This window comes from Paenibacillus sp. JNUCC32, from assembly GCF_014863545.1.
Classification (GTDB): Bacteria; Bacillota; Bacilli; order Paenibacillales; family Paenibacillaceae; genus Paenibacillus_AQ; species Paenibacillus_AQ lautus_A.
In genome coordinates, this window is the sequence record NZ_CP062260.1 from 5,926,242 (window position 1) to 5,942,778 (window position 16,537).

Genomic DNA, 16,537 nt, shown 5'->3' on the forward strand with positions numbered 1-16,537 from the left:
GCGTTATTTTCCCTGTCCGTTCGTAAGCATGCGCAGCAGCAGCTCCGCTCTAGGAGGCGCATAGCTCGGATCCTCCTGGGACTTCAGCGTCATTAATCCCGACAGCACGGATAAATAACAGGCCGCCAGTTCTCTCAGATCGCCAGCCGCGATCTCTCCTGCCTGCTGTCCGGCTTCGAACAGCGGCATGAGCTGATCCACGAAGGCATGGATGGAATAGCTCTCGATAATCCGTTTGGCCTCTTCCGGCACGCCATCCGAGGTGCGTGCTTGCTGAATCAGCATGAAGTGCGAATTATCGTCCTCTTGAAGAATGATGGAGGTCAGCAATGTAATTTTCTCAAGAGGGGTACCGGGCACGTCATAGATGTCGGAGAGCGCGTGCCGTGCCTCATCCATTGACCATTGTACGAGCGTAATGAACAACTCGTCTTTGGACTTGAAGTAATGATAAAGCAGGCCGTGACTGACCCCGGCTTCGCCGGCGATCATGCTCATTTTGGTTCCGAAAATACCTCTTTTTGAGAATACTTTGATGGCTGCTCGCATGATTTGTTCTTTTCGTTCGTCGCGTATTTGATGCAGTTGTTCTTCATTCAACGGGGCCATTTCTTGTCAATCCCTCACCATGGTATTCTCTTGCTGATATCCACAATAACGCATTTGGATTATTCGGGCAATCCCATGGTTAAGGGCAGGAATTCCGTCTTGAAAGCGGGGATGATCTGCTCCAATAGCTCCTCCAGCGGCACCCCGGCCTCTTCCAGCGCTTGATCGAGCCAAGCGTTGCCCTGTCCGGAACAATCCGCATTCACGATGGCGGTGATGCTTTTAGCATTAAACAGATCATTAGGCGAAGCGAACAGGCCGGTGACCATCATGTACTGCTCAAATACGGCCATGTCGTGGTGGCTGTAAGCCAGTTCCTGGCATATGTCGAACAGCCTCTGGGCAAAAGAAAACCCTTGGGCGGACAGTCGGCCTTCGTATTTCACGCCTGCCCATCTTAGATCGGCCGCTGCACTAAGCCACCATGCAGGTTCTATGGCGGATTGAATCTCCTGAAGTGCCGAACGCTCGAATCCCTGTTCAAGCAGGACTCCTTCCTGCTTAGACTGCAAGCAGCGGTCCAGCGTGTCTGCCTGGATAGCCGCCACCGTCATGCCTTGGCCGAATATCGGATCGAAGCTGCAGAAGGCATCGCCAAGCACTAGAAGACCGGAGGGCCAGTCCTCCATCTCCTCGAAATGCTGTCTCACGCACTCTTCGATCCGGTAGCCTCGCGGACTCGAAACAGGCTCCAACTGCTCAAGCAAGTTTCCGATGGCGGGTCCGAATAGATCCTCGGCTTCCTGATTGTACAGATCGCTTTCGGTTGTCGGATAAGATGCCCCTCCCGCTCGATACAGCACGATCTCCGCAAGCTGATTCTCGATCGGATTGAAGACGGCCGTGCCGATGCCGAGAGCGGGGTCTCCTTCGTTCACGATGGTGCTCCACGCCGTATGGATTTCCTCAGGCACCTTATAATGCCGCGTGCTGTAGCCGAGAGAGATGTGCAGCCGTTCAGCCTCCGGTATCGCATAACCGAGGTCCTGCAGCCAATCAGCCAGCTTGGACCCGCGACCGCTTGCATCCACGACGATATCCGCATTCATATGAAGGAGCGCCGGCTCCTTGACGTTCCTGTCCCGGAACACAACGCCGGTAACGGCCTTCTTGCCGGCGTCAAACAGCAATTGTTGCGCCGTCAGTTTCGGTAAGAGAGTAACGTTTGGCAGCGTAGCCACTCTGCTGCGAAGGGTCCACTCCAGCAGGGATCGGCTGCATCCCGCATTAGGCTCATCGGGCAGTTCCAGCGTGCCGAAACGGTTGGTCATTTTAACGGACTTTTGCGCTCGGGGGTGAGCACCCTGCTGAAGCAGTTCCTCGGTTATGCCGGGGAACCATCGTTCAACGATCATTTTGCCGCGTTCAAGAAAACGGTGGGGATGATAAGCCTGCGGCGTACCGGCTCGATTCTCCGGACCTGCGGGAAATTCATCCCGATCGGCGATGACCACCTCCTCATAATGCCTCGATAACACGTTGGCGGCGAATAGTCCGGCTATGCCTCCACCAAGAATCAGCGCTTTTCCTTTGGAATCCATTTGATTACCTCCAATGTAGATTGATTTAATCAGTCAATTTTAAACAAAAAAACAATCTGGTTTTCTGATTTTCTGATTTGGACGAAGGTGACGGACTGACTGGGAGTGAGCTCCCTAAGCATAAACGGGAAGTTGTAATTCTTTCCGTCTCCCTAAATTATGATTGATTCAGTCAGTCAATAATAAGATAAAGGGATTTCCTGGATATGTCAATCCCGTTTTGTGTCCAAGAAGCGTGAATTGCCTATAACTCCCCTTGTGTTCCCCTCGGAATTTTGGGACAATAAGGAGTGGACTATGAATAGAAAGAGGACCAATCAATGAACAAACCATCCATTTATGGATTAACATTAGATCAGTTGACGGCTTGGCTAGGCGAGCGTGGACATAAAAAATTTCGGGCAACGCAGGTGTGGGAATGGCTGTATCGGAAGCGGGTAACGTCTTTTTCCGATATGACGGATGTGCATCCGGAATGTCTGCAGCTGCTCGAGGAACATTATACGATCCTGACCTTGGAGGAGCATACCAAGCAGGAGTCCCTGGACGGCACGGTTAAGTTTCTGTTCAAGCTGGTGGACGGCAACCTGATCGAGACCGTATTGATGCGGCATAAATTCGGATTGTCGGTGTGCGTGACCACACAGGTCGGGTGCAATATCGGCTGCAGCTTCTGTGCCAGCGGGTTGCTGAAGAAGAGCCGGGATTTGTCCGCAGCGGAAATCGTGGAGCAGGTCATGCAGGTTCAGCTTCACTTGGATCGGAGAGGCAGCAGCGAACGGGTCAGCCATCTCGTCGTAATGGGGATCGGGGAGCCTTTTGACAATTATGAGAACATGTCGGATTTCATTCGCGTGATCAAGGATCATAAAGGGCTTGCGATTGGCCCGCGTCATATTACGGTATCGACCAGCGGGCTGGCTAACAAAATCGTCGAGTTCGCGGACAGCGATCTGGGCGTGAACCTCGCCATTTCCCTGCATGCGCCGAACGACGAGATCCGGACCCGCATCATGAAGATCAACAAAGCGATTCCGATCGAGAAGCTGATGGCAGCGATTGATTACTATTTGGAAAAAACGAATCGCCGCATCACGCTGGAGTACATTCTGCTGAAGGATGTGAACGATCAGCGGGAGCATGCGCTCGAGCTGGCCGAGCTCGTGGGCGAGCGCCGCAATCTGGCGAACGTGAACCTCATTCCGTACAACCCGGTGGATGAGCACAGCCAGTACCAGCGCAGCACCAAGGAATCGATCACCGCATTTTACGATACCTTAAAGAAACAGGGCATCAGCTGCAGCGTGCGGCTGGAGCATGGCACGGATATCGACGCAGCCTGCGGACAGCTGCGCAGCAAGCAGATCAAGAAGGCTCAGTAACAAGCAGACAACGGGCATCTCTTGGAGGCATTACCAACGCACCATGGGTTGCCGAGAAGTAAGGGCGTATCCATTCGTATGGGTATGCTCTTCTTAAATTGGGGCAGGTAGGTGGCCTATACGAATCCATCGCGAGAGGAATGAGCAGAAATGCCGGAGATTCATCCAATCATCAAAAAGCTGCAGTACAAGGACCTCGGCCAGCCGGTTCTGATGCTTAACGCACCGCAGGCCTATCAAGAGGTCATCAGTTCCCTGCAGGGAGATGTTCATACGGAGCCTGTGCAAGCACCTTACGATTTCGTGCAGGCCTTTGGGACAAGCAATGAAGAATTACGGCGGCTGGCCGAGATTGCAGCCGGCTCCGTGGCGGATAACGGCCTGCTCTGGCTGTGTTACCCCAAGAAAACGTCCAAGACGTATACGAACTCCGATTGCAGCCGGGAGAGCGTTACGGGCATCCTTGCCAACGAAGGCTATGAGCCCGTTCGGCAGATCGCCATCGACGAGGATTGGTCCGCCTTGCGTTACCGCAAAGCGGAGCTGATCAAGACGATGACCCGATCGTTCGCCGCAACCGCGAAGGGGAAGGAACGAACCGGTCAAGAGGACGGCAAGTGATCGGCTTCAGGGATATTTTTATAACCCGAATCAGCAAAATGACCCCTGCGAGGGTCATTTTGTCTTCCTAATACGTGCTCTTCTTGGGTGGTCTTCTTTTTTACCGTAAGTGAGTTCGTTGCAGCTCGTTAAAGGTATGCGCTGATAGAATCGTAAATTGGGGAACGGCCCTGATTTTCCGGCAGAGGCAGCCTTTGAGCAATTAGAAAGAGTGTAGGGATGGGCGCCCTCTTGTGTATAATAAGCAGAGTGATAGAAAGGGTGGGAATATGTTAACGATCAAAGAATACAGCGTCGAACAGGTGAAGGACCCGTTTGGAATCCTGACCGGCAAACGCTTTGAGTTTGTATGCGATTTGGACGTGCCGGAGGATGACGAGCTCTATTCGGAGCATGGCGTCTACCTGCGAGTGATCTACCTGGATGATGAGGATGCTTCGCGTATCGTCAAATACGATTTCTATGAGCGCACAACGGATCAGTATTTGGATTTTGATATGGAGCCCGAGGAAGAGGAAGAACTCACGGCTTTTTGCAGGGAGCATTTGCAGGAAGAAGCCTAAGAGGCATGATGATGCGGTTAGAAAAGCGTCATTGAGGGCTTCATTGCTCATCCCGTGTGAACTTGCGTGTTATGCGTCGCCTGATGAAGGCAGCAAACTGCTCAAGAAGTTCTTGCAAAGATTTCGTGGTTTTGGTAAAGTTATACACAACTTAGGATGAACGGAGGGTTACGTATGTTGGATTATTCCCGATTGAGATCTTTTCGCGGCTAATGAAATAGCGCTAAAGAGACCTGCACAGTTGCAGGGTAATCGGGATGGGTCCGTCATTTTTACGTAACCCATTTTTATGATATGTCTATAGGAGTGCATGTTTTTTCATGTGCGGGATAAGAGGTGTCTTCACCTTCCCGTATTTGAACGTGTATTCGAGTAGGCATTTCCAGGAACGGTGGACGGTAAGGTCCCGTTTCGGTTACCCAGCACAGGCAGCTCGTTGCCTGTGCTTTTTTTTGTTGTGATAACGGCCTATTACGATATCAATGAAATATGGAAGGAATGGATTCCTTATGACAATAGCAAAGCCTAATGACGATTATACGCAAGTGATCCAAGAGATGCTGGAGATAGCCGGTAAGCACGGGGTGGATTTGAATCCCGAAGGCATTGAGATGAATGAATCCGGGATGGACTTTCTCGTTGGATTTGCGGAGGAGGCCAAGACCGGGGCAAGGTGGATCCTGCGGAAGCCGAGAAGAACGGATGTGCTGGACAGGGCCGATAATGAGGCGCGGGTCCTGCAGCTGATCCAGTCCCATCTGCCGGTCGACGTGCCGGATTGGCGCATATATACGCCGGAGCTCATCGCCTACCCGTTGCTCGGCGGGCAGCCTGCCGCTTCCGTCAGCATGGAAGGATATGCATTTAATATGGATGCCGAGAATCCGGGTGAGCCGTTCGTTCACTCCCTGGCTGAGGCACTGGTCGCCCTGCACGGAATCGACCACGATGCAGCCCGAGCCGCAGGCCTGCGGGTAAAAAGCCCCCAAGAAGTTCGCGAGGAGACTGCCCGAAACATGGACGACATCAAGGACCGCCTAGGCGTTTCCGAAACGCTCTGGGAGAGGTGGCAGAAGTGGCTGGGAGACGATTCTTACTGGCCAACGCATTCCGCGCTGATCCACGGAGATCTTCATCCGCCGCATATCCTGATTGATGAGCGCGTGAGGGTTACCGGGCTGCTGGATTGGACGGAGTCGGAGGTAGCCAGTCCCGCCAAAGATTTCGTGCTGTATTACGCCATATACGGCGAGCCTAATCTTCGTGTCCTGTTGGATCGGTATGAACAAGCGGGAGGAAAGGTATGGCCGCGCATGTTCGACCATATTGTCGAGCAGCATGCGGCTTATCCCGTGCTGATCGCCCAGTTCGCGCTCCTTACGGGTCAGGAAGAATATATGACGATGGCGCGGAATGCGCTGGGCTTGACGGAGCAAGCTGGTTCGAATTAAGAGGACGGGGATGGGCGAGGTGCCCGATCCGATCCACCCTGATTCCGCAGAAATTAAGGAGCCAACCGACGCATACATTCGGTTGGCTCTTTGCATGATATAAATAACAGAATTCAACATAATTTTGGATGAGCCGTAGGACATATAATGAAATCGTGGTGAAATAAGGAGTAGGTTTAACGTATTTTACTCCATTTCGTAACGCAATTTACATACCTGTAAACCTCTTGGAAGAGTAAATATGTTATCCTAGACATACTAAACTTACATACATCATTCATTAAGGAGGGATTGACCGTGAATATTGAGGTACGTTTATGCCCGAAGGAACAGTCATTTATTCTGCATAACATATATCCGCTGTACTTGCATGACATTGCTGAGATATGGGGGGTCCGTCCTAACCGGTTCGGTGTATTTGAAAAAGAGGATGTGCCGACCTTAAGCGAGCAGAGCAAGCAGCTCGATGTGTGGTGGGAGCAGCCGTCGGTTCTTTTTCCTTATCTGATATCCGTAGATGGCATTGCGGCAGGGTTGGCCCTGGTGGCGACGACGCCATACATTCCATCGCCGAATATCCAGTACTACTTGAATGATTTTTTTGTGCTTCGGACTTTTCGAAGACAAGGTGTAGCCCAACGAGCGGCTGAGCTTGTGTTCGATCAGTTCCAAGGCGCATGGGAGCTTCAGACGAATCCGACCGAGCGCAATATGAGCACCCAGATTTTTTGGCGCAAAACGTTAAACACGTACACGGGCGGACGGTATACGGAGCATGATGGCGTTCATCCGGAGAAGGGGGATATGCTGGTCTTCCGTTTTAATAACAAATAAGACGGGGACTTAAGCATCCTAGTTGGAATAGGGCTTGACAGCCGGATGATGCCGGGATAAACTGAGTTAAATTTTTCGAAAAATGCTTGGATGAGGACGCCAAGATCGCAAAGGACGCTGAATCAGAGAACTGCTGGGCGGTGCGAAGCAGTCAGCGGCGATGAATTGGCCATCACCTCGGAGCAGATCCGCCGATTTATGTTGAGGCGTATCCGGGTTACCCAGCCGTTACCATGGGGCATCATTGATGGATGATGACAAGAGTGCGTGCCCGGCTAGCCGGCACGAATCAGGGTGGTAACGCGGAGACAAGGCTCCGTCCCTACAGGGGACGGGGCTTTTTTGTGTTCTCTGGGATGCCGGAGACGCCAAAAGGCGGCGGGGCCGTGCCGATCGGTCCACCACTTGGGTCGGCAGGGAAAGATCATGGGAAGAGGAGAGGGATGAATCATGTTAACGAAGCTGATGCCACAGGACGAGGCGCTGTGCCGGGAAGAATTTATTCGGGATGAGGTATCGTACAACCTGATCCATCTCATTGCGGGGTCGCCGCAGCGCATAGGCCTGAAATCGCCGGACGGACGCATGATCTATGCGCAGTCGCCCCGCGGGAACGCCTGGTTATGGATATCCCGGGACGTTGCCATGGATCGGCGGCAGCTTCTGCTTCGAGAACTGGTCAGCGAGCTGGGGGAAGCAGCCTTGCCGGGCGTAACGGGAGAACCGGGCGTGGCCGAGCAGTTCGCCAGCTGCTACGCAGAGGAGCGCCATGGGGCCTACCGTCATCAGATGACGATGGAGTCTTACCATGCCCCCGCCGTCAAGAGACCTTTAGGCGTAGAGGGGAGGATCAGACGAGCCGCTGTGGAAGATACGCAGAAGGTGGCCCGGTTTCTGGTCGGATTCTCGGAGGATGCTTATGGGGTCCGAGCGAATGCGGCAAGCCAGGTCGAGACCGCCGAACGACTCATTCAGCAGGGCGGGTTATATGTATGGATGGCCGGCAGCCACACGGTATCGATGGCCAACATTGCGCACCGGTCGCCAAGGCACGGCCGCATCAACGCGGTGTACACGCCCAAGGAGGAACGAAAAAAAGGGTATGCCAGCGCATTGGTTGCAGACCTTGGATCTATCCTGCTGCAGGAAGGATTGGTTCCCGTGCTGTACGCCGACCAGGCCAACCCGGACTCCAACCGGCTGTATCAACATATCGGGTTTACCCGATGCGGGACGATTAGCGACCTCAAGTTTGTCCACAATGGATAACGAAGACCCGATGCGGCAAGGCTTGGACAAAGCTGGGGAAGACGAGGGGCCTCAACAAGTGTTATTCTATAAAGGTAGCTAGAAAATGCCGGGCCCGATTGGACAGGACATGATCCCTGAGCCAAACAATGCCCACGTCCGATTGGAAATCAGCGCTTGTAATGGACAGCGTCCGGATGTCGGGAATCGCGAAGGAGGACATGACCGACTCGGGCAAAATGGTGGCGCCAATGCCTTCGGCTACCAAAGCGACGATAATGGCAACGCTGGAGCATTCGCATATGACGCGCGGCTCAAGCTCGCCGCGTTTGAATTCTTGAATGACCCGCTCATGCATCCCGATCGTCTGATCGGTTTTTAAGGACAGGAACGGATATTCCGCCAGCTCGCGCATCGAGATTTCCGAATGGGAGGCAATGCTCTCCCAGCTGCTTGGAATGACCGCGACGAACGGGTCGGAGGGCAGGGGCTGAACGGCATAACGCTCGGGCCCGAAGCTGGATTCGAACGGAAGCCGGGTCACTGCGAGCTCGATATTACGCTTGTCGAGCTGATCGGCCAGCAGGGAGTGGTCGCCTTCCCGAATCTTGAAGGTGACCTCGGGATATTGCTGCCGGAAGATATGGATGCGCTGAGGCAGGAGCGAAATGCAGGAGACGACGGCACCGATGGAGAGCATGCCGCGGACTCCCGCGTGGATCTCTTTCACCTCGGTCAGCGTTTCATTGAACTGGTTCAGCAGGGAGGCGGCCCTGCTCTGCAGCAGCTCGCCTGCATGGGTGAGCTGAAGCTGCTTGCCGCTGCGTTCAAACAGCAGGACGCCGAGTTCTTCCTCCATCAGCTTCAGCTGACGGCTTAATGGAGGCTGCTCCATGTTAAGCTGTTTAGCCGCACGCGTGATCTGTCCTTCCTGGGCTATCGTCAGGAAATAACGCAGCTGCCGAATGTCCATTTTTCATACCTCCTCTCCATACCTTAAAGGTATGGTATCCCTATAAATCAGATATTTTTAATATAGGGCATCGATTGATATGATTCAACTAATAACGTTTGCAAAATAAGGAGATGTGTGCACATGACTTACGCGATATCCGTGGAATTAACGACCACCCCGAAGGAGAAGCCGAGCCATCATAAACAGGCTTTCGGCACGGTATTTACGGATCATATGTTTATTCTGGACTACGATGCCGGCAAAGGCTGGCACGACCCGCGCGTCGTCCCGTACCAGCCGATCGAGCTTGATCCTGCCGCCAAAGTATTTCACTACGGCCAGACCGTATTCGAAGGCCTGAAGGCTTACCTGACGGAAGATCAGCGGATCCTCATGTTCCGTCCGAACAAAAATATTCAGCGGCTGAACCTGTCCAACCAGCGCCTGAGCATTCCGACATTGGACGAAGGGCTTGTGATGGAAGCACTCAAGCAGCTCGTGCTCGTGGATCGCGACTGGATTCCTTCCGAGCCGGGCACATCGCTCTATATCCGTCCGTTTGTCATCGCAACCGAGCCCGTGCTCGGCGTAGCGCCGTCGCTGCAATACAAGTTTATGATCATCCTGTCGGTGGTCGGTTCGTATTATGCGGAAGGCATCAATCCGGTCAGCATCTACGTGGAGCCGAAATACGTGCGTGCCGTTGCCGGGGGCGTGGGCAATGCCAAGACGGCCGGCAACTATGCGGCAGGTTTGAAAGCGCAGGATGAAGCCACCCTCAAGGGATATTCGCAGGTGCTGTGGCTCGATGGCGTGCACCGCAAATATATCGAGGAAGTCGGCAGCATGAACGTGTTCTTCAAGATCGGCGATAAGGTGATAACGCCTGCGCTGAACGGAAGCATCCTGGATGGGGTTACCCGGAACTCCGTCATCCAGCTGCTGCAGCATTGGAACATCCCCGTGGAGGAGCGGGCCCTTTCCATCGATGAAATCGTGGAGGCTCACCGCAGCGGCTTGTTGACCGAGGCTTTCGGCACCGGCACGGCAGCGGTGATATCGCCGATCGGTTCACTGGAATGGCAGGAGGAGCAATTGGTGATTGGCGAGGGAGCGACCGGCGAGCTTTCCAAACGCGTTTATGATGCCATCACGGGCATCCAGCTCGGAACCGTTGAGGATCCGTTCGGCTGGACGGTTGAACTTCCATTATCTTAATGCACCTGTAAGGATCCGCCCCAGGCATACTTGGGGGCGGGTCCTTTTTTTTTCACGGGCAAGAATAAGGTTTCCGTGGTTTACCTTCTATCTCGCCGCAGCTTGCGGTCTAATCATCTGAGCGTAAACGTCGCTCCATGTTTTTCTTAAGAGAGGCGCTCATGTTACGATGTGAGTACATCGTTGACACGTTATTTACGAGGCATGGAGGTGCAATTGAAGTGAATCGTCCGCAAAGCGTCGTTCCGGACGCCATAGATTTTACGAACGCTGCCTTTCCGTTTACCGCGTCGACCACGCACGGCATATTCGCCGGAGCCCAGCGCCTGCATTGGCATCATGCGTTGGAGCTTAACTATATTCAAGGCGGAACCGGTTTTATTCTGATCAACGGGATGAAGCTCCCGTTTCGGCAGGGGGATATCATATTCATCAACAGCAATGATTTGCACCGCGCGTATGAGACCGAGAACCTGGTCATGGACGTCATTATGTTCGAGCCTTCCCTGCTGTCCATCGATCTCAAGTTCGATCCGGACCTGATGGCTCCCTTCCGCTCGCTCGGAAACGTAGACAGGCAATCTTCGGTGCACGATGAACTGGCCCGGCTGCTTCGGCGCATGATGGAGGAGTATGAAGCCCGGGGGACCTCTTATATGAGCCTGATCCGTTCGGATCTCATTCGTTTCCTGAGCTTGGCGAACCGTCATCTGTCGTCTCCGGCTCAGGAGCACAGGCCGATCAAGGGCAGGGGGATGCACGCGTTAAAAGAAGTCCTGCGCACGATGGAGCTTCATCTGGACTACGGCTGGACGCTGCAGGAGCTGTCGGATTTAACGCATCTGAGCCCTTCCCGGTTCAGCGCCCTGTTCCAGCAGGCGGTCGGAACCTCACCGCATCATTATCTGATCCAGCTGCGCTTGACCCATGCGGTGCACCTGCTGGAGACGACGGACCAGAAGATTATCGAGATCGCGGAAACCTGCGGGTTCCGGAATCTGTCCAATTTCAATCGTCTGTTCAAGCAGCATGTCGGGTCTTCGCCAAGCGAGGTCCGGGAGCGCGCTTATGCAGGCAGTCCCATGATCCCCTCCGCCACGAGTTCCAAGAAACAGTAAGATAGTATCACTCCTTGATCGTATAACAGTAGATGGCAACCTGTGGAAGCGGTATCTTAAACATATACCACCACATGACGCCGCCGTTAGGCGGGTAGGAGTGAAGTCCATGAGTTTGTATCTGGGTGTGGATGCCGGCGGCAGCAAAACACACGCCGTCATCTGCGATGAACAAGGGAATATCCTTGGCAAGGGAGCGTCCGGCAACGGCAATCACCAAATTCACCGTGAGCATGCGGCCCATAACATTGAGGAGGCCTGCAACCGGGCGCTTCAAGAGGCTGGAGCTGCCAAGGAAGATATCAGTTATGCCTATTTCGGCCTGGCCGGAGCCGATCGGGAAGCCGATTACGAGATCCTGCGCCCGATGATCGGGGCGCTCGGATATCCGAGACATGCTATCGCATGCGATACCATCATCGGGATGAGGGCGGGAACGAGCCGTCCGTATGGCGCCGCATTGATCTGCGGTACGGGCTTCAACAGCGCCGCCCGTAACCGTGCGGGGGAAGAGCTGCAGTATGGCGGCTTCGGTTTCTTGTACGGAGATGGATATGCAGGCGGATCAGGGTTTGCAACCCTGGCCTTCCGGGCGGTTATTCGAGCCTGGGATGAGCGGGGACCGGCAACCTTGTTGACGTCGCTCGTTCTGGAGCAGATGGGATATACATCCGTCGAACCGATGTACGAGGATGTCCTCTACGGCAGGACGAAGGTTCCGCCAAGTCTGGTGAAGACGCTGTTTCAGGCGGCTGAAGCGGGCGACGAGGTGGCTACCTGGATTCTCGAGAACGAAGGCGAGGAGCTGGCCAATGCGGTATGCACGCTGATCCGGCGGCTGGACATGGCGGACGAAGCCTTCGACATCGTCTATATCGGCAGCGTGCTGAACAGGCCGAACAGCTCGATCCTGACGGATGCAATCGAACGGATCGTTGCGGTCCGGGCACCCCATGCATCCTGCGTAAGGCTAACATCCGATCCGGTTTCCGGCGCGCTGCTGTGCGCGATGGATGCCGACGGTCATGCCGTTGATGTTGAGACGGAGGCCAAACTGAAAGCATTTACGTTTGAGCAGGCAACCACAGCCTGATCAGCAGATTGTGGTAATAGAGCGCAATAGATCCGGATCGAAACGGATTGATATCATACCTTGGAGGCGATTAACGTGGCAGCAGGATTGAAGATAGCGGTCATCGGGGGAGGTTCCTCCTATACCCCGGAAATTGTAGAAGGTTTCATTCGCAATTATGAGCAAATGCCGATTCGCGAACTATGGTTCGTTGATATTGAAGAAGGTAAGCATAAGCTGGAGATCGTGGGCAATTTGGCCAAACGCATGGTCAAGGAGTCGGGTCTGCCGATCGAGGTTCACCTGACGCTGGATCGGAGGCAGGCGATTGCGGGTGCCGATTTCGTGACGACCCAGATGCGCGTCGGCTTGCTGGCGGCACGCAAGCAGGATGAGCATATTCCGATTAAACACGGCGTCATCGGCCAGGAGACGACGGGCCCGGGAGGCATGCTGAAGGCGCTGCGCACGGTACCGGTGATTCTGGACATTTGCCGCGATATCGAAGAGCTGGCACCGAATGCGTGGATGCTGAACTTCACGAATCCGGCAGGCATCGTCACCGAAGCGGTTGCGAAGCACAGCAAGGTCAAATCCGTCGGTCTGTGCAACTCCCCGATTAACTTTCAGAAGTTCCTGGCGGCGGAGTACGGCGTGTCGGAGAGGGACGTTCTGGCCGAGTTTGTCGGGATCAATCATCTTCACTGGGTGACGTCGGCGATCGTCAACGGCGAAGAGAAAATGCCGGAGCTGCTGGACGGCGGGAAATCGTATACGGCGAAGAACGTGCCGACCTTCGGCTGGGACGCGGATTTTATCCGTTCGCTTGGGGCGATTCCGACCTATTATCTTAAATATTTCTACATGACCGATACGATGTTCGCGGACATGAAAGCCTCGCTGGAGAAGGACGGAACCCGGGCGGACGTGGTCAGCCGGGTAGAGGAGGAGCTGTTCGAGCTCTACAAGGACGAGAATTTGGCCGTGAAGCCGAAGCAGCTGGAGCAGCGCGGCGGCGCATATTATTCCGAAGCGGCCGTCAACCTGATGACGTCCATTTATAATGACCGCCATGATATCCAGACATTGAATGTCGCAAACGGCAATATCTACGACTTCCTGCCTGCGGATGCCAGCATCGAGATCAACTGCGTGGTTACGGGCCAAGGGCCAATACCGTTGGCGCCGCAAAAGGTTCCTTCCCATGTGAAGGGACTGATGCATGCGGTGAAAGTGTACGAACAATTGACGATCGAAGCTGCCATTACCGGCGATCGCGGGATTGCGCTGCAGGCGCTGGTGCATCATCCGCTGGTGCCGTCCGTGACCGTAGCGAAGCAGCTGCTCGATGAAATGCTGGAGGCGAACAAAAAGTACTTGCCGGCTTTTTTTAAGCCGGAGGCCGTGGTCTAAGGCGGAATGAAATCAAACGTGCGGTTATAGAGCTATGCAAAACCCCTCTTCGTATTGAAGAGGGGTTTTATTGAAATCATCAGAAAGTATAACTTCGAAGCTTGTGGCTTCCTGATATATTATAGGAGTCCTGAAATCATGAATGACATTACTTTTCGGTTTGGACCTTCATTCTTGTCACATCTCGATGCCCTCGCCCGTCATACCCGTATAAAACGAAAAAGGGATGATGACGGATGCTACAATATGACGTTGCCGTTGTAGGTGGAGGCGTAGCGGGTTTAACAGCAGCAATCTATACGGCTAGAGCCGGAAAGCAAACGATACTCGTTGAAAAGCAGGAACGTTTGGGGGGGCGGGCCATGACCCATAAGAAGAAGGGAGCCTACTTCAATCTGGGCGGGCATGCCTTATATCATGGAGATGCCCTTTCAACCTTTCGCGAATTAGGGCTCCAATTGCCGGGGGGTCGACCTTCGGTTGACGGGTACGGGATTTGGAAAGGGAAACTAAGTCCGTTACCCATGGGCGTGAAATCTCTATTCACCACCCCTCTATTATCCTGGAGGGGCAAGATGGAGCTCGGTGCTTGGCTTGCGAAATTAGGTAAACTGGATACGCAGGTGTACGACAAGATGAGTGTGCGCGAATGGATTGAAGGCAACGTGCAGGATCCGATGGTACGAAATTTATTCTATTCGCTATTGCGTACGGCAAGTTATGTGGTAGCCCCTGACCTGCAGGCGGCCGGTCCCGTACTGCAGCAGCTTAAGCACGCGCTGAAGGGGGTGTTGTACCTGGATCGGGGCTGGGGGGCCATGGTCGATGAATTAAAACAAAAGGCCCTGGAGCAGGGAGTTCAAATCGTAACGAAGAATAAAGTCATCTCGGTTGATCATCACGAGGGAAAGGTACGGCACGTCCTTTGCGGCGATGGCATGAAAATAGAAGCCAATCATATTATTCTTGCCACGCCTCCAGCTGTCGCCCACGAACTGGTGCCCCATGCAGAAGAAACCGCTCTGCATACGTGGAAGGAGCAGGCGGTCGAAGTGACAGCGGCTTGCTTGGATGTAGCCCTGCGTCGTCTTCCGGAGCCGAAGCAGCAGTTTGTGTACGGCCTCGATCAAACCGTATTTCTCTCGAATCAATCCCGAGCGGCTTACCTGAGCGAAGATGGCGCGCAAGTCATAACCTTGCTTAAGTATCAGGGCAAGGAGAAGGATGCAAGAAGGGATCTGCAGGAGTTAGAAGAAACCTTAGACTTGGTGCAGCCGGGTTGGCGCAACGAGCTCGTTGAGAAACAATACCTTCCTAACATCACGGTTTGCCATGATTTTATGCATCTGAAACGCCAGGAGAACCCGGGTCCAGCCGTCCCTGAAATCATCGGGTTGTATGTAGCGGGAGAATGGGCAGCGCATGGCGAACTCTTGGTTGATGCTGCAACTGCAAGCGCCAAGCGTGCCGTACAGCATATACTCTCGCTTGAAAGTGAGGAAAGGACCCCGAATGAGCACAGAGTCATTGTATAAAAGCTATCGATCCGCTCTTTTCTCGTTAGCTTACCGGATGCTGGGAAGTGTGATGGATGCGGAAGATATCGTGCAGGAGGCCTTCATCAGCTATAACCAATTGCCCCATCCGGAGGACATTCGCAATGAGAGAGCGTTTCTGTACAAAATCGTAACGAATCGCTGCTTGGATTTGCTGCGCTCTTCTGCCAAAAAGCGCGAGCTGTACGTCGGTCCCTGGCTGCCGGAACCCCTGATCGAGAATTTGGCGTCAGAGACGGACCCTTCTCTTATCGTAGAGCAGCAAGAGTCCATTTCTACAGCATACCTGCTGCTGCTTCAGCAGCTTAACGCGGTGGAAAGAGCCGTTTTTCTTCTCCGCGAGATTTTCCATTATTCCTATGACGAAATTGCTGAAATCCTGGGAAAAAGCAGTGCGAATTGCCGTCAAATCTTCCGCCGTGCTAAGGGCAGCATTCATTTTGATCCTGATCAGAGACCGTCGATCTCGGTGGCGGAGGCGCAGATCAAGGATTTTGTGGATTCCCTCTTACAGGGAAACACGAATAAGCTGCTGGAGCTGTTAAGCGAAAATGTCGTGCTCTACTCGGACGGCGGCGGTAAAGTCAGAGCGGCGCAAATACCTGTGGTTGGAGTCCATAAAGTGATCCAATTGCATCTGAACCTGCTTAAAATGTATGAAGGACAATATGTGTACTCTTATCTTACCGTCAATGGTCTGCCGGGAATACGGATCCGGTTGGATCACGGTGTCCAATTTATTTATTCTTTTGCTTTTAAAAACAATCGAATCGAGACGATGTATACCGTGGCAAATCCGGATAAACTCAGACATATACAGTTGCCGTGATACAAAAAGCAGGGCTGATTTAAGATCATAGGATCTTAGTCGGCCCTGCTGCTGTATAAGGCTGAGGAATTCTCAGGAGATACGCCTCGCGGAGTCACTCCAGCATTTCATCTGCTTACGCATCATG

Annotated in this window: 15 protein-coding genes; 12 read left to right on the forward strand and 3 right to left on the reverse strand. The window is 53.5% G+C overall.

Annotation, left to right across the window (positions count from 1 at the left end):
* Positions 1-3: 3 nt before the first annotated feature.
* Together JNUCC32_RS26205 and JNUCC32_RS26210 are read right to left on the reverse strand one after the other, a co-directional pair.
* The gene (locus JNUCC32_RS26205; RefSeq protein WP_192570283.1) at positions 4-609 is read right to left on the reverse strand and encodes a TetR/AcrR family transcriptional regulator; all 606 of its coding nucleotides are present in this window, start codon (positions 607-609) and stop codon (positions 4-6) included.
* A gap of 59 nt (positions 610-668) precedes the next feature.
* A complete protein-coding gene (locus JNUCC32_RS26210; RefSeq protein WP_192570284.1) occupies positions 669-2,150 on the reverse strand; it encodes an NAD(P)/FAD-dependent oxidoreductase in 1,482 nt (493 codons plus the stop codon).
* Between the two features lie 320 nt (positions 2,151-2,470).
* On the opposite strand from JNUCC32_RS26210, the gene rlmN reads away from it, so the two are divergent.
* The 6 genes from rlmN to JNUCC32_RS26240 all read left to right on the forward strand — a co-directional run bounded on the left by rlmN (position 2,471) and on the right by JNUCC32_RS26240 (position 8,270).
* Positions 2,471-3,532, forward strand: a complete 1,062-nt coding sequence (gene rlmN, locus JNUCC32_RS26215; protein ID WP_015737928.1) for a dual-specificity RNA methyltransferase RlmN — start codon at positions 2,471-2,473, stop codon at positions 3,530-3,532.
* Between the two features lie 150 nt (positions 3,533-3,682).
* The gene (locus JNUCC32_RS26220; protein ID WP_192570285.1) at positions 3,683-4,153 is read left to right on the forward strand and encodes a DUF3052 domain-containing protein; all 471 of its coding nucleotides are present in this window, start codon (positions 3,683-3,685) and stop codon (positions 4,151-4,153) included.
* Positions 4,154-4,422: 269 nt separating this feature from the next.
* Positions 4,423-4,716 carry a DUF6509 family protein gene (locus JNUCC32_RS26225; RefSeq protein WP_192570286.1) on the forward strand — a complete coding sequence of 98 codons (294 nt, stop codon included), beginning with the start codon at positions 4,423-4,425 and terminating at the stop codon, positions 4,714-4,716.
* A 509-nt stretch (positions 4,717-5,225) separates the two neighbouring features.
* Positions 5,226-6,167, forward strand: coding sequence for a macrolide 2'-phosphotransferase MphI (mphI, locus tag JNUCC32_RS26230; protein ID WP_192570287.1), 942 nt, complete (start codon positions 5,226-5,228; stop codon positions 6,165-6,167).
* Between the two features lie 297 nt (positions 6,168-6,464).
* The gene (locus tag JNUCC32_RS26235) at positions 6,465-7,001 is read left to right on the forward strand and encodes a GNAT family N-acetyltransferase (protein WP_015737925.1); all 537 of its coding nucleotides are present in this window, start codon (positions 6,465-6,467) and stop codon (positions 6,999-7,001) included.
* Between the two features lie 450 nt (positions 7,002-7,451).
* The gene (locus JNUCC32_RS26240) at positions 7,452-8,270 is read left to right on the forward strand and encodes a GNAT family N-acetyltransferase (RefSeq protein WP_192570288.1); all 819 of its coding nucleotides are present in this window, start codon (positions 7,452-7,454) and stop codon (positions 8,268-8,270) included.
* Positions 8,271-8,331: 61 nt separating this feature from the next.
* Here the strand turns inward: JNUCC32_RS26240 and JNUCC32_RS26245 are convergent, their stop codons facing one another.
* Entirely contained in the window at positions 8,332-9,222 is an 891-nt protein-coding gene (locus JNUCC32_RS26245) for a LysR family transcriptional regulator (protein ID WP_015737923.1), read from the reverse strand.
* Positions 9,223-9,345: 123 nt separating this feature from the next.
* Between JNUCC32_RS26245 and JNUCC32_RS26250 the strand changes: the two genes are divergently transcribed.
* The 6 genes from JNUCC32_RS26250 to JNUCC32_RS26275 all read left to right on the forward strand — a co-directional run bounded on the left by JNUCC32_RS26250 (position 9,346) and on the right by JNUCC32_RS26275 (position 16,410).
* Complete coding sequence (locus JNUCC32_RS26250) at positions 9,346-10,422, forward strand: branched-chain amino acid aminotransferase (protein ID WP_015737922.1); 1,077 nt, start codon at positions 9,346-9,348, stop codon at positions 10,420-10,422.
* Positions 10,423-10,643: 221 nt separating this feature from the next.
* Positions 10,644-11,540 (forward strand): AraC family transcriptional regulator, encoded by an 897-nt coding sequence (locus tag JNUCC32_RS26255; protein WP_192570289.1) that lies wholly within the window; start codon positions 10,644-10,646, stop codon positions 11,538-11,540.
* 109 nt (positions 11,541-11,649) lie between these two features.
* On the forward strand, positions 11,650-12,633 hold the full coding sequence (locus tag JNUCC32_RS26260; RefSeq protein WP_192570290.1) for an N-acetylglucosamine kinase: 984 nt from the start codon (positions 11,650-11,652) through the stop codon (positions 12,631-12,633).
* Positions 12,634-12,708: 75 nt separating this feature from the next.
* On the forward strand, positions 12,709-14,025 hold the full coding sequence (locus JNUCC32_RS26265) for a 6-phospho-beta-glucosidase (protein WP_145039463.1): 1,317 nt from the start codon (positions 12,709-12,711) through the stop codon (positions 14,023-14,025).
* 236 nt (positions 14,026-14,261) lie between these two features.
* On the forward strand, positions 14,262-15,560 hold the full coding sequence (locus tag JNUCC32_RS26270; protein WP_192570291.1) for a phytoene desaturase family protein: 1,299 nt from the start codon (positions 14,262-14,264) through the stop codon (positions 15,558-15,560).
* Positions 15,538-16,410, forward strand: coding sequence for an RNA polymerase sigma-70 factor (locus JNUCC32_RS26275; protein ID WP_192570292.1), 873 nt, complete (start codon positions 15,538-15,540; stop codon positions 16,408-16,410). The genes JNUCC32_RS26270 and JNUCC32_RS26275 overlap by 23 nt, the downstream gene beginning before the upstream one ends.
* The last annotated feature ends 127 nt before the right edge of the window (positions 16,411-16,537 follow it).

What these genes read in the sequence shown, in the direction of transcription:
- JNUCC32_RS26205 (WP_192570283.1), bottom strand. Translation starts at nt 609, where the DNA reads ATGGCCCCGTTGAATGAAGAACAACTGCATCAAATACGCGACGAACGA.
- JNUCC32_RS26210 (WP_192570284.1), bottom strand. Translation starts at nt 2,150, where the DNA reads ATGGATTCCAAAGGAAAAGCGCTGATTCTTGGTGGAGGCATAGCCGGA.
- rlmN (WP_015737928.1), top strand. Translation starts at nt 2,471, where the DNA reads ATGAACAAACCATCCATTTATGGATTAACATTAGATCAGTTGACGGCT.
- JNUCC32_RS26220 (WP_192570285.1), top strand. Translation starts at nt 3,683, where the DNA reads ATGCCGGAGATTCATCCAATCATCAAAAAGCTGCAGTACAAGGACCTC.
- JNUCC32_RS26225 (WP_192570286.1), top strand. Translation starts at nt 4,423, where the DNA reads ATGTTAACGATCAAAGAATACAGCGTCGAACAGGTGAAGGACCCGTTT.
- mphI (WP_192570287.1), top strand. Translation starts at nt 5,226, where the DNA reads ATGACAATAGCAAAGCCTAATGACGATTATACGCAAGTGATCCAAGAG.
- JNUCC32_RS26240 (WP_192570288.1), top strand. Translation starts at nt 7,452, where the DNA reads ATGTTAACGAAGCTGATGCCACAGGACGAGGCGCTGTGCCGGGAAGAA.
- JNUCC32_RS26245 (WP_015737923.1), bottom strand. Translation starts at nt 9,222, where the DNA reads ATGGACATTCGGCAGCTGCGTTATTTCCTGACGATAGCCCAGGAAGGA.
- JNUCC32_RS26250 (WP_015737922.1), top strand. Translation starts at nt 9,346, where the DNA reads ATGACTTACGCGATATCCGTGGAATTAACGACCACCCCGAAGGAGAAG.
- JNUCC32_RS26260 (WP_192570290.1), top strand. Translation starts at nt 11,650, where the DNA reads ATGAGTTTGTATCTGGGTGTGGATGCCGGCGGCAGCAAAACACACGCC.
- JNUCC32_RS26270 (WP_192570291.1), top strand. Translation starts at nt 14,262, where the DNA reads ATGCTACAATATGACGTTGCCGTTGTAGGTGGAGGCGTAGCGGGTTTA.
- JNUCC32_RS26275 (WP_192570292.1), top strand. Translation starts at nt 15,538, where the DNA reads ATGAGCACAGAGTCATTGTATAAAAGCTATCGATCCGCTCTTTTCTCG.